A 13570-nucleotide genomic window follows, 5' to 3' on the forward strand; every position below is an offset into this window, starting at 1 on the left:
AGCTGAAACCGGTATAATAGAATCTACAAAACTTTGTTGGGCAAATAACTCTTTAGCTATTTTATCTAAAACAAACGGAATGTTTTTTAAAACCTCATCGTTTGTAAATCGAATTACTTTATAACCTAACCCATTTAAAAACAATGTTCTTTCTTGATCTAATAAAACTTGCTCGTTCGTAAAATGATATTCACCGTCAACTTCAATAATTAACTTCGACTTTATACATACAAAATCAACAATATAATCAGCTATCAAATGCTGCTGCCTAAATTTATAATCTTCAAGTGATTTGGACTTAAGTTCTATCCACAGAACTTTTTCAGCATTCGTTGGATTTTTTCTATTCTCTTGTGCTTTTTCTATCAGAAGATGAGAATGATTCCCTCCTGTCAAGTATCCAAAACCATCTGAATTACCAACTATTTCTTCGCCCTTTGCTTCAGAAAGGGACATGGAGAGGAATTTGCTAATAATAACCTCAACAGCTTCATACAATGATTTTTTTCGAATGTTCTGAAATGACAATTCTACATTAAAACTCATCAGCCATTTTTCGAAATCAGCTTCTTGTTTTTGTTCCATTCCTTGCGCAATGAAATCATGAATTGGCAATTGGTCTTGAATATTTCGAGCTAAATATTGCAGAAAATTAGCTTTTGCCTCTAAATCAGAATTATTTTTTAAATATTTCAAGATATGTATAATCAATCGGACTTCGGTGGCGTTTTGAATCATCAACGTTTCTGAGGACAAAAGCGAAATTTTTTGTTCGGTTAAATAATTAGCGATCGCAATACCTTGACTTCTCTTCCTTGTCAAAATTACTATATCTTTATACTCAAAACCTTGGGAAATTACTTTTTGAATGGTGTTTAAAGTCGCCAAAACAAACAATTCAACTTTATCTAAACCTTCCTCTTCTCCTGAAACTTCAGAAGCATCCTCTGTCTTCTCCACTTTTGGAATGAAAGAAATATTAACATAACCTCCCGTTTTATCATTTGTCTTTTGGCGACTATGATTGGCATATAAATCTTTGTAATCTGGATGTTCAAATTCATTAGACAACATCTGAAAAAAATCATTATTGAATTCAATTACCTCAGAATACGAACGGTAATTTTTATCTAAATGCTCCAGAACTTTTTCAGGATTATTAAAAGGATTTTGATCCTTACTCAAATCTATAAATTGTTCTGCTTTTCCGCCACGCCATCTGTAAATAGATTGTTTTGGATCACCCACAATCATCAAACTTCCTTTTTCGCCGTCTGTTTCACTTGAAGTAGCATTATCGATTAGCGGAATTAAATTTTGCCATTGCATCTCAGAAGTATCCTGAAATTCATCAATAAAAAAATGTCGGTAACGCTCTCCCAATCTTTCATATATAAAAGGCGCGGGTTGGTTTTGAATTTCTCTATGAATTAACGCATTAAATTCAGTGATTGAAAGTACGTTTTGCTCGCTTTGAATTTTCTTCAATTCATTACTAACGGTATTCAATAAGGAAAGCGGTGTAATATTTTTTAAAAAAGCTTTATAAAAATCTCTTTTCTCAAAGGCTTTATAAATCGTCTTTAACGTTTCAAGCAATTCAGGAATTATGTTTTCAATAATCACTCGATCTTTGGCGGTTTTATTAATTTTTACATCGTCAAATTCGTGATAGGTTTTATTTTTCGGATTAAACTTGCCTTCTTGAATACTCACCAAATGTTTTGGAAAATAAGCTCCAGAAAACGATTTAACATCAATTCCGTTTTTGTCTATCAAAGAAAGTGCTTCTTCAGCAAGAACTACGCTTTCTTTTTCTAAAAGTTTACAAGCCTCAGTTAGTTTCTGTTTAATTTCTACAAATTCGGTGATGGATTTATCTTGAAAATGAGTAATTTCATTTCGATTATTCTCATTAAGAACTAAACGACCTGTATCCAGAATTTCGCGTGAAATATCCCAAGATTTATCATCATCGGTTTTTTCCATGGTAAAATCGATGAGTAACTTGGTGAGCGTTTCATCTTCTCCCGCTTGCGCAATAATAGCATCTACAGCTTCGACTAATAAATTTTCGGTATCTAAAGTAACTTCAAAAGTCATTGGTAAACCCAAATCATGTGCAAAAGCACGAATAACTTTATGGGTAAATTTATCGATAGTCGAAATATCAAAAGCAGCATAATTATGAATAATATGCTTGATAATCTGCTGGGATTTAGTTTTGATTTGAAGGAGAGAAAGCTCGGTATCCTTAGCTAAGTCTTGCATTAAATCTAAAGCTTTTTGGCTTGGTTCGTCTTTTGCAAATTCTGACAAACTACCTACAATACGGCTTTTCATTTCGTGAACCGCTTTATTGGTAAACGTAATGGCAAGAATATTGCGATAAGCATCATTTTTCTTTGCTACAAGAATAATTTTAAGGTATTCTTTGACTAAAGCGTATGTTTTTCCGGAACCAGCTGAGGCGTCATATATGGAGAAAGAGGGTCTCCCCACCCCAACCCTCCCCGAAGGAGAGGAAGCCGAAACTGGATTTAAATTATTTTTCAAATTACTTTGATTTATGATTAACAATTTCTGATGGAATCGCAAGGTGTTAATTTCTCGAATATCTTAGCCCTGATGGAAACGACATCCTTTGTTGCCGGAGTTCGGCGAGAAAGATATAGTGTACAGCAGGAAACAGCTCCAAAAAAAAACAACTATTACTAGCGTAATTTTAAAATTTGGCTCTAAACTTCGGGATAAACCTTAAAAGTAGTATTTTTGCAGCATGGAAACAAATAGACAGAAAAAAATAGGTGGGGTAATCCAAAAAGATTTGGTTGATATCCTACAAGGTGAAGTGAGAAAAAACGGAGTTAGTAATTTAGTGATTTCGGTATCCAAGGTTGTTGTAACTTCAGATTTATCTGTGGCAACAGTGCATTTAAGCGTTTTTCCTCAAGATAAAGCTAAAGAGATTTTAGAGGCGGTTAAGTCGAATTCTAAAACCATAAAACACGATTTGTCGCAACGTGTGCGTATGCAATTGCGTAAAGTTCCTAATTTGGTTTTCTTTATAGATGACTCTTTAGACTATATTGAAAAAATAGACAATGCATTAGCAAACAGAGATAATCCAATAGAAAATAGGGATTTGTTAGACAAACGTAGATTTCAATAAAATTTGAATTTTCCACTTTACATAGCCAAACGCTACATTCGAAGTAATAGCAAAAATTCTGCTATAAATATTATCAATCGTATTGCCAGCATGGGAATTATTGTTGGTGCAATGGCTTTGTTTGTGGTTTTGTCTGTTTTTAGCGGATTAAAAGTTTTTAGTCTTTCGTTTACAAACGAAATTGATCCTGATTTGAAAATTAGCAGTACGCTAGGGAAATCATTTCTTGTTTCTAAAGATCAAGAAAGCGAGATCAAGAAAATAGCAGGAGTTGCTTGCTATTCTAAAATTATTGAAGAACGGGTTTTGTTTACCTTTAACGGAAAACAAGATGTTACTTATTTAAAAGGGGTTGATTCTACGTTTACCAAAGTAAATGCAATCGAGAAAAAGCTTTTTAACGGGCAATGGCTTAAGCCAAATACCTATCAAGTTGTGGTTGGTTACGGAATTTCTCAAAAATTCTCGATGGGCTTACTCGATTTTAATAACCAACTTGAAGTTCTAGTTCCTAAACCTGGAAAAGGAGCTATAGAAAATCCAGAACAAGCTTTTAATAAAACAGATCTTATTCCAGTTGGTATTTATGCGATTAGCGAAGATTTAGATTCTAAATATGTGTTTGCCGATTTAGGTTTAGCACAAGAGTTATTGGAATATAAAACCAATCAAGTTTCTGGAATTGAAATCAAAGTAAAGCCTGGAGCTGATGAAAATGCTATTATCCAAAAAGTAAAAGCCATTTTTAATAATACAATCACTGTAAAAAACAGAGCACAACTGAATGAATCACTTTATAAAATGTTGAATACCGAAAATATTGCGGTTTATTTGATCTTTACTTTGGTGATTGTGGTAGCACTATTTAACTTAATAGGTGCGTTGATTATGATGATTCTAGATAAAAAGGGAAACCTAAAAACCTTGTTTAATCTTGGAACAGAAATAAAAGATTTGCGCAAGATCTTTTTACTTCAAGGAACGCTACTAAGTCTTTTTGGTGGAATTATTGGACTTACTTTAGGAATTATAATTGTATTGTTGCAACAACAATTTCAGTTGATTATGATTACGCCTACATTGGCATATCCAGTAATTTTTTCTATTGAAAATGTTTTGATTGTGATGGGAACTATTGTAACACTTGGCTTCATCGCTTCGTTGATTGCGAGTAGTCGAGTGAGTAAAAAGTTATTGGAATAGGATTTCAGATTGAAGATTAACGATTTTTGATTTCAGATTTTTGACACATAAAAAACCAATACATAGAGCATTTCAGATTTAAAAAAAACTACACCAATTTCACTAATTCTAATCAATTAATTCGATAAAATTAGCGAAACTCGTGTTTTAAATCATTTTAGTACTTTATCTTAAATCGATTTACTATACCAATTCATAACCGTGATAAGCTTCTTCAATTTCATTTAAAGCAGCAAACAATTCTTCTGGTCGATCTAAGGTTACTAATTTTTGTTTGTGAGGTTTAAAAGAATGAATTCCTTTAAAATAATTAGTGTAATGCGGACGTGTTTCTACAATTCCTAGACGCTCTCCTTTCCATTCCATAGCCCAGGTAAGATGGTTGCGAACGGCCTCTACTCTATCAATAACGGTAGGTTTTGCTAAATGTTCGCCCGTTTTCATGAAATGTTTGATTTCATTAAATATCCAAGGATAACCTATTGCAGCGCGACCAATCATGATTCCGTCAACACCGTATTTATTTTTATATTCCAATGCTTTTTCTGGGGAATCGATATCTCCGTTACCAAAAATTGGCATCGTAATTCTAGGATTATTTTTTACTCTGGCAATATGCGACCAATCCGAATGGCCTTTATACATTTGCGCTCGTGTTCTGGCGTGAATACTTAAAGCAGCAACACCGATATCTTGCAACCTTTCGGCAACTTCATCAATATTTATCGAACTATCGTCCCAACCCAATCGAGTTTTTACCGTAACTGGCAGATGCGTACTATCGATAACGGCTTTTGTGAGTCGAATCATCAAATCGACATCTTTTAAAACCCCGGCACCTGCGCCTTTGCAAACCACTTTTTTTACAGGACAACCGTAATTAATATCTATTAAATCAGGATTTACTGCAGAAACAATTTTAGAGGACATGGCCATCGCTTCCTCATCTCCACCAAATATTTGAATACCAACGGGACGTTCATAATCAAAAATGTCTAACTTCATTCGGCTTTTGATCGCATCACGAATTAATCCTTCTGAGGAAATAAATTCCGAATACATTAAATCGGCGCCATGAAGTTTGCATAATCTGCGGTACGGCGGATCGCTCACATCTTCCATTGGTGCGAGTAGTAAAGGGAAATCAGGTAATTCTATGTTGCCAATCTTGACCATCTGCTTAATTTTTTTGCAAAATTACAACTTTCAACTCAAGTCTAGAAAATTTTCTTTTCGATTAAGTATTTCCAGTATCGTTTTGGGACGTGTTGTAAATGTAATTTTGTGTTTTTTCTTTCTTTAATATTGGTGTGATCAAAATATTCCCACCATAATTTTTGGTATTCAATTTCAGAATCAGAGAAAACAGAACTGCTTTTATCATCAATCAGTTTGAGATCTAAATCTAAAGATACTATTTCAACATTTTTTAAATCGTAAAAAACGCCATATTTTCTGCGAAGGTCATAAATAAGCCATTTTTGATCTTGATATCTATTTTTAAAATGATTCATTATCAAAGTTAATACATCAAAATCCGGATCAATTTTAGCAAAGTAAATTCCATCTTTTAATAATTCGAATCTAATAAAAGCTTCCATTCGATGCTTTTCTCTACCGACGCTTTTTGTTAATTGTGAAACCTGCAAAACAGCATCGTTAGAAAAATCTTTCATCACATTCTGATTTTTATTGGCCACAGCGTAATTAATCACTTTAAACAAAAGATCTTCCACACCCACTTTCTCAGACAAAAAAGCATAAATCAAAGTCCGAACTCCATCATTTTGCAACTGATCTGTAAGCTTTTTAATCACACGATCAGACTTTGTAACATCTGTTACAATTTCTATAGGAGTAGCGAAAATATTTTGCTGTGAATCGTCTTTTTTTATGATTTTCGGTTGTTGATATTTGAATTCGAAAATCTCAAAAACAGCAGTCAAAAAACCTTCAAAAGTACTATCGTAAGAAAGAATCGTCATTGAGTAATGATAATTGGTTGCTAAAAGGATTTTCGAATTTTGATTTGGTGTCAGACAAAATTATTTCTTTTAAATTCAAGGCATTTAAAAACTTAAGATGTGAATTTTCATTGCTAACTGAAATAAAATATCGGGCACGATTAACAGCCACGCCAATTCTTTTGAGATGTTCTAAAGTAAGATTTTGAAAACGCCTTGCTTGAACAATCTTATGCGCTGATTTTACTCCGATGCCAGGAACACGCAAAATCATTTCTAAAGATGCATTTTGAATAATTACTGGAAATTGAGTAATATTCCGCAAAGCCCAACTCATTTTTGGATCTACTTCTAAATCTAGGAATGGATTATTTTTGTCTAAAATCTCATTGGCTTTAAAACCATAAAAACGCATCAACCAATCCGCTTGATACAATCGATTTTCTCGAACCAATGGTACTTGAGATCCTATCGCAGGCAATCTCACATCATTAGAAATAGGCACATAACCGGAATAATACACCCGTTTCATGTTGTAATTTTTATAAAAATGATCGGCAACTTGGATAATTTGAAAATCATTTTCCTGAGTTGCACCAACAATCATTTGAGTGCTCTGACCTGCAGGAGCAAATTTTGGCGTGCTTTTAAATTTTTTCTTTTCTTCTTTATATTGAATCAATTCATTTTTGACAAAACCCATCGGTTTAATCATGTCTTGATGGTTTTTATCTGGCGCTAAAAGTTTAAGTCCAGATTCTGTAGGGATTTCTAAATTCATACTCAATCTGTCAGCATACAATCCTGCTTCCCGCATCAACTCATCCGATGCGCCTGGAATACTTTTGAGATGAATGTATCCATTAAAATTATGTTCGAGACGTAATTTTTTAGCCACTCGAACAAGGCGTTCCATCGTATAATCGGCGTTTTTAAAAATTCCTGAACTCAAAAACAAACCTTCGATATAATTTCTTCGGTAAAAATTTATGGTTAAATCTACGACTTCTTCCACCGTAAATGCAGCCCGCTGAATGTCATTACTTTTTCGAGTAACACAATAAGCACAGTCATAAATACAGAAATTAGTGAGTAGTATTTTAAGTAACGAAACACAACGACCATCCTCAGTATAGGTATGACAAATTCCCGATGCTGAAGAATCTCCCAGTCCTTTGTTTTTATTTTTACGATTTCCACCGCTAGAAGAACAGGACACATCATACTTAGCTGCATCTGCAAGAATCTCCAGTTTTTCTTTTACTTTTTCGTAATTCAATAGCAAGTATTTAAAGATTTAATACTGCAAAATTAAGTATAAAGTTTCGTGTAACTAGGTAACAATTAGTTAATTTAGAGCGTAGAAGTTGTTAAAATTGAATGCGAATTAAATAGGCAAAATTGTTAAAAACTTTACCTTATATTTGCACATTAAATGCAGTAGCATTTGGATTTTAAATTGACAGACACAGAAGATGAAGCATATTAGAAATTTTTGCATTATTGCACATATTGACCACGGTAAAAGCACACTTGCCGACCGTTTATTAGGAGCAACCCAAACCGTAACGGCTCGTGAGGAAAAAGCACAGCTTTTAGACAATATGGATTTAGAGCGTGAACGTGGGATTACGATTAAGAGTCATGCGATTCAGATGGAATACACGTATAAAGGAGAAGAATACATCTTAAACTTGATTGACACTCCTGGACACGTGGATTTTTCATATGAAGTTTCCCGTTCTATTGCCGCTTGTGAAGGCGCGCTTTTGATTGTGGATGCAGCACAAAGCATACAGGCACAAACGATTTCGAATTTATACTTAGCTTTAGAAAACGACTTAGAAATTATTCCCGTTTTAAATAAAGTAGATTTACCATCTGCGAATCCTGAAGAGGTTTCTGATGATATTATTGATTTACTAGGGTGTGATCTGGAAGATATTATTCATGCTTCTGGGAAAACAGGTTTTGGTGTCGAAAATATTTTGGCAGCAATTATCGAAAAAATTCCACCACCAAAAGGAAACAAAGACGAACCTTTACAAGCTTTGATTTTTGACTCTCACTACAATCCGTTTCGTGGAATTGAAGTTATTTTCCGCGTGAAAAATGGAGAAATAAAAAAAGGGCAAAAAATTAAATTCATGGCTACAGGCAATGAATATTTTGCGGATGAGATTGGTACTTTAAAATTGAATCAAGTTCCTAAACAAGTAATTTCAGCAGGTGATGTTGGTTATTTAATTTCTGGAATAAAAGAGGCAAAAGAAGTAAAAGTGGGAGACACTTTGACGGATGCAAAAACGCCAACTACTAATATAATTACTGGTTTTGAAGATGTGAAACCAATGGTTTTTGCTGGAATTTATCCTGTAGACACTGAAGATTACGAAGAGTTGAGAAACTCTATGGAAAAGCTACAATTGAACGATGCTTCATTGGTGTTTTTACCAGAAAGTTCTGCGGCATTAGGATTTGGTTTCCGTTGTGGATTCTTAGGAATGCTTCACATGGAGATTATTCAAGAGCGTTTGGAGAGAGAGTTTAACATGACCGTTATTACTACCGTGCCCAACGTTTCGTATCATGCGTTTACTAAAAAAGATCCAGAAACAATTCTGATTGTAAATAACCCTTCTGACTTACCTGAGCCTTCTCGTTTAGATCATGTTGAAGAACCTTTTATAAAAGCCACTATCATTACAAAAGCTGATTACGTAGGAAACGTGATGAGTTTGTGTATTGAAAAACGTGGTTTAATTACCAACCAAACGTATTTGACTACAGAACGTGTAGAGTTGACTTTTGATATGCCATTGGCAGAGATTGTATTTGACTTTTATGATCGTTTGAAAACCGTTTCTAAAGGATATGCCTCATTTGACTATACACCAATAGGAATGAGAACCTCTAATTTAGTAAAAGTAGATATCTTATTGAATGCAACAATCGTAGATGCTTTATCTTCCTTAATGCATGTTGACAATGCTTACTCGATTGGTAAAAAAATGTGTGAAAAGTTGCGAGAATTAATTCCGAGACAACAGTTTGATATTCCTATTCAGGCTGCCATTGGAGTAAAAGTAATTTCTCGTGAAACGATCAAAGCGCTGCGTAAAGATGTAACTGCAAAATGTTACGGTGGAGATATTTCACGTAAACGTAAACTTTTGGAGAAACAGAAAAAAGGTAAAAAACGTATGAGATTAGTTGGGAATGTTGAGATTCCGCAAGAAGCGTTTATGGCGGTTTTGAAATTGAATGATTAAAAAGTATTAAGAGTATAGTATTGAGTATTAAGACAAACCTGATGATGAAAATTGTCAGGTTTTTTTGTTTATTTTTGAAATTAAATATGAAATCAGAGGAATTAATTAGCGCTATTGAAAAAGGGGAAACTAAATTCAAGAATATAGAATTTAATGTCTTATGCATTATTCGACTCCATTACATGATTGAACTAAATTCTTTAGAATTTGAAAATTGTACTTTTAGATCTGTAACTATAGCTAATATTAAAAGTCATCGTTCGGAACTAAATTTCCATGCATGCACTTTTCATGATAAAGTATTAATTAGAAATTGCCATATTAAAAAATTACAATTTAGCTTTATAAAAAAGTTAAAAGAAATCGAGATAAGAAATGGTAGTTTTGACACCATTACTATTAGCAGTCATGATATACCAATTAATGGAAACATAACCATTGATAGTCTAATTAAAAATGATTTATATTGTTCCAATCTTTTTTTAGAAACTGGCAACCTTAATTTGTTCTACAATAGAAATAAAGATCACGAGTTAGATTTAAAAACATTTTTTTTCGATTCAAAAATTGATAGAATAAATTTTCAATCTTACAAGTTTGGTTCTATTTCTAATTTTGAAAATTTAAAAATTAATGATTCTTTTTTCATGAATTGTAATTTCGAAAAGATAACTTTTCCAAACACGGACTTCGGAAAAACAACTAGCTTTGAAAATTGCAACTTTAATTCAGAAGCAAAATTCCTAAAATGTAAAAACCTAGAAAAAACACATTTAAAAATATCAAAATGTACATTTGCAGAATCAGCACATTTTAATGAATCAGAATTCAATCATCTAGAAATTTCTCATACTAGTTTTGAAAAGAAAGTTTCTTTTGATTCAATTAACGTCAATTCGATAAAACTTAATCAAGTAACATTTGCGCACGGAGCTTATTTTGATGAAATGAAAATAAATAAAGTTTTAGATAAATCATACTTAAAAGACAAATCTAAAATTTTAGAATGGAAAAGAACTCTAGGAGCTATCAAACAAGAACTCCAAAAAGCCGAAAACAAAATTGATTTTAATCGATTTAAAGCTTACGAATTAGAAGCACATTATCAAGAATTAGATTGGAAATGGAAATCTGGCTTTATCGACAAATCAATACTATATTCTACTAAAATTTCAACAGGTTATGGTAACAGTTGAATAAAAGGACTTCGATTTACTCTATCATCCGGACTGGTAGCTTTTACACTTTTTTTTATCTTCGAAAACTTTGACAAATCATTCAATTTAAATAACTGGAACGATTTCTTATATGGTTATTTTAGATTCTTTTTAATCACTGATTTTAAAAATGAATATTATGAAGCGGGAGAAAGTGTTCTAAAGTTCAATTGTTTTTTTAGTTTATTACCGTTCATAATTGGAAAGATTGCTGTTGCCTTCGGCTTATACGAAATGATTCAATCTTTCCGAAAATTCAAAGCTTAAAATCTTATTCCTTTTTTTACTAACTTTGTTTTTATGGAAACTATTAAATTAAATACCGCCCTCAATGTCAATCAATTAATTGAAGCCGCAAAACAACTATCTCCCAAAGACCGCTTAAAACTCAATGATGCCATTTGGAATCATGATATGGTTATTCCTATTGAACATCAAAAAATAGTTTTAGAACGAATGGCAAAAGCTAAAACTAATCCTGAACGCTTGTTGGATTGGGACGAAGTTTCTAAAACGCTTTAATTGACTTATATTTTAAAAATAGATAGTGATGCTTTCAAAAACATTCAAGAAACTACTGAATGGTATGAGCTGCAATCCAAAGGTTTAGGACAACGCTATAAAACTCAGACCAAAAAACAAATTAATTCTTTAAAAAAAGACCCTTATTTATTTTCTATCAAATATGGCGAAATACGTTGTAGAAAAATTGAAAAATTTCCTTTCTTAATTCATTATTTGATAGACGAAAATACAAAAACGATAGCTATTTTTGCAGTTTTTCATACTTCGAGAAACCCTGAAATATGGAAAGCTAATCTAAATAAATAACATTTTTGAAGATGTAAAAATCCTTACCATCATTGGCTACAAAACTTTGTACCTTTGCACCTCAAAACAATTTAAATATAGAATCAAGTTCGCTTTGTTCATCGCAATAACTATGATAGAAGATAAAAACCAACAACGTACTAGTATCGCTCAATTAGGAGAATTCGGACTAATAGATCATTTAACAAAAAACTTTAAAATAAATCAAGCTTCCACACTAAAAGGGATTGGTGATGATGCTGCCGTATTGGATTTTAAAGACAAAAAAGTAGTTGTTTCTACTGATTTATTAATTGAAGGGGTACATTTTGATTTGGCGTATATGCCATTAAAACATTTGGGATATAAAGCAGTTGTTGTAAATGTCTCTGACATTTGCGCTATGAATGCCAAAGCGACACAAATTACGGTTTCTGTAGCCGTTTCAAATCGTTTTCCTTTGGAAGCATTAGACGAATTATTTGCTGGAATTACACATGCAGCTACTGAATATAATATTGATGTAATTGGTGGCGACACCACCTCATCACAAAAAGGATTAATCATTAGCATTACAGCTATTGGCGAAGCAGATGAAGAGGAAATAGTATATAGAAATGGTGCGAAACAAACCGATTTATTGGTGGTCACTGGTGATATTGGAGCCGCTTATATGGGATTACAGGTTTTAGAACGAGAGAAACAAGTATTTCAAGTTAACCCAAATTCACAACCTGATTTAGATGCATACACGTACTTAATAGAACGTCAATTAAGACCTGAAGCTCGAAAAGATGTTCGCACTTTGTTACATGCTTTAGAGATAAAACCCACCTCAATGATAGATATTTCAGATGGTTTATCATCAGAAATCATGCATTTATGTAAGCAGTCAAATGTTGGCTGTAATCTATACGAAGATAAACTTCCTATCGATCCTCAGCTTATAAACGTTTGTGAGGAATTTAATATTGATAGCACAACTGTAGCCATAAATGGCGGAGAAGACTATGAATTACTTTTCACAATTGCGATGGAGGATTTTGAAAAAATAAAAGGGAATCCAAACTTTACAATTATAGGACACATGACCCAAGAAAGTGAAGGAATTCATTTAGTAACGAGAGCCAATACTAAAATTGCTTTAAAAGCGAGAGGTTGGAACGCTTTAGCAGAATAATTCATGACAACTACCCTAAAAAAAACGACACTTTTTCAAGTGTCGTTTTTGCTTTAAGAATCTAAAATAAAAGTCCTTTATTTTTAGCTTCACGTACTAAATCACCATCACTACCTTGCTCTACTGATAGTAATTCCTTTAAGTTTATTTTTCGTTGCTTTATTGCGGCTAAAGTTAGCGGTATGTACTGATTCATATCATTCAGTTTAGTTCCTTTGGACAAATGAAATAAAATTTGCTTGTCTAATGGATCAATTTCAATTGTATCTGCTTCAGCTTGACTTATCATTTTAAGAACCGATTCACTGTAATATTTTTTATTTTTTATAACTGTATCAAAAGCAAAAAGTAATTCATCAAAAGTTAAGTCATTTTTTATAACCAAACCATCAGGATTAATTGTCTTTATAATTGTCTTTATTTTTAGCAATTCACTAAACATGGTTAATAATATGATTTTGCAATTTGGCATGTATTCTAAAAGCAATTTAGCTAAATCTTCTCCAGAAAAAATATTTTTTTCTTCATAAGAAGGCATACTAATATCCAAAAAAGCAATGTCAAAGTGATCAATACTCCCATCGGTGATTATATTGTATGCTTTCTCACAATCATTGGCTTGAGTGATTACAAATTCAAATTCTTCAGGCTTGTATCGAGTAATTGCATTTTTATACCCTTGTATAATAAAAGGATGATCATCAACAATCAATATATTACTTTGTTTCTTTTTTATTGTTGAATCCATTATC

General features: G+C 32.7%; 12 protein-coding genes. 7 read left to right on the forward strand and 5 right to left on the reverse strand.

Annotation, left to right across the window (positions count from 1 at the left end):
• On the reverse strand, nt 1-2502 hold a 2502-nt coding region (locus MW871_RS00005), incomplete at its 3' end, for a UvrD-helicase domain-containing protein (protein ID WP_248427403.1).
• A gap of 277 nt (nt 2503-2779) precedes the next feature.
• On the opposite strand from MW871_RS00005, the gene rbfA reads away from it, so the two are divergent.
• Together rbfA and MW871_RS00015 are read left to right on the forward strand one after the other, a co-directional pair.
• Complete coding sequence (rbfA, locus tag MW871_RS00010) at nt 2780-3172, forward strand: 30S ribosome-binding factor RbfA (RefSeq protein WP_188049063.1); 393 nt, start codon at nt 2780-2782, stop codon at nt 3170-3172.
• A gap of 3 nt (nt 3173-3175) precedes the next feature.
• A complete protein-coding gene (locus tag MW871_RS00015; protein ID WP_248427157.1) occupies nt 3176-4375 on the forward strand; it encodes an ABC transporter permease in 1200 nt (399 codons plus the stop codon).
• Nucleotides 4376-4558: 183 nt separating this feature from the next.
• On the opposite strand, the gene dusB is transcribed toward MW871_RS00015, so the two are convergent.
• Genes dusB through MW871_RS00030 form a run of 3 tightly spaced genes read right to left on the reverse strand, consistent with a single transcriptional unit; the run spans nt 4559 to nt 7618 of the window.
• Nucleotides 4559-5551 carry a tRNA dihydrouridine synthase DusB gene (dusB, locus tag MW871_RS00020; RefSeq protein WP_188049065.1) on the reverse strand — a complete coding sequence of 331 codons (993 nt, stop codon included), beginning with the start codon at nt 5549-5551 and terminating at the stop codon, nt 4559-4561.
• Between the two features lie 41 nt (nt 5552-5592).
• Nucleotides 5593-6360 carry a TIGR03915 family putative DNA repair protein gene (locus MW871_RS00025; protein WP_248427158.1) on the reverse strand — a complete coding sequence of 256 codons (768 nt, stop codon included), beginning with the start codon at nt 6358-6360 and terminating at the stop codon, nt 5593-5595.
• Nucleotides 6338-7618: a putative DNA modification/repair radical SAM protein gene (locus tag MW871_RS00030; protein ID WP_248427159.1), complete on the reverse strand. Its 1281-nt coding sequence runs from the start codon at nt 7616-7618 to the stop codon at nt 6338-6340. The genes MW871_RS00025 and MW871_RS00030 overlap by 23 nt, the downstream gene beginning before the upstream one ends.
• A 196-nt stretch (nt 7619-7814) precedes the next feature.
• Here MW871_RS00030 and lepA point away from each other — a divergent pair, with 196 nt between their 5' ends.
• The 5 genes from lepA to thiL all read left to right on the forward strand — a co-directional run bounded on the left by lepA (nt 7815) and on the right by thiL (nt 12818).
• Nucleotides 7815-9611 carry a translation elongation factor 4 gene (lepA, locus tag MW871_RS00035; protein WP_188049068.1) on the forward strand — a complete coding sequence of 599 codons (1797 nt, stop codon included), beginning with the start codon at nt 7815-7817 and terminating at the stop codon, nt 9609-9611.
• Between the two features lie 86 nt (nt 9612-9697).
• Nucleotides 9698-10807, forward strand: a complete 1110-nt coding sequence (locus MW871_RS00040; RefSeq protein ID WP_248427160.1) for a hypothetical protein — start codon at nt 9698-9700, stop codon at nt 10805-10807.
• Between the two features lie 321 nt (nt 10808-11128).
• On the forward strand, nt 11129-11350 hold the full coding sequence (locus MW871_RS00045) for an addiction module protein (RefSeq protein WP_248427161.1): 222 nt from the start codon (nt 11129-11131) through the stop codon (nt 11348-11350).
• Nucleotides 11351-11659 carry a type II toxin-antitoxin system RelE/ParE family toxin gene (locus tag MW871_RS00050; protein WP_248427162.1) on the forward strand — a complete coding sequence of 103 codons (309 nt, stop codon included), beginning with the start codon at nt 11351-11353 and terminating at the stop codon, nt 11657-11659.
• 112 nt (nt 11660-11771) lie between these two features.
• Nucleotides 11772-12818 carry a thiamine-phosphate kinase gene (gene thiL, locus MW871_RS00055; RefSeq protein ID WP_248427163.1) on the forward strand — a complete coding sequence of 349 codons (1047 nt, stop codon included), beginning with the start codon at nt 11772-11774 and terminating at the stop codon, nt 12816-12818.
• A gap of 61 nt (nt 12819-12879) precedes the next feature.
• Here the strand turns inward: thiL and MW871_RS00060 are convergent, their stop codons facing one another.
• Complete coding sequence (locus MW871_RS00060; RefSeq protein ID WP_248427164.1) at nt 12880-13566, reverse strand: response regulator; 687 nt, start codon at nt 13564-13566, stop codon at nt 12880-12882.
• Nucleotides 13567-13570 lie beyond the last annotated feature (4 nt).

Origin of the sequence: Flavobacterium pygoscelis (assembly GCF_023162025.1) — a bacterium.
In the GTDB taxonomy this organism is placed as follows: domain Bacteria; phylum Bacteroidota; class Bacteroidia; order Flavobacteriales; family Flavobacteriaceae; genus Flavobacterium; species Flavobacterium pygoscelis.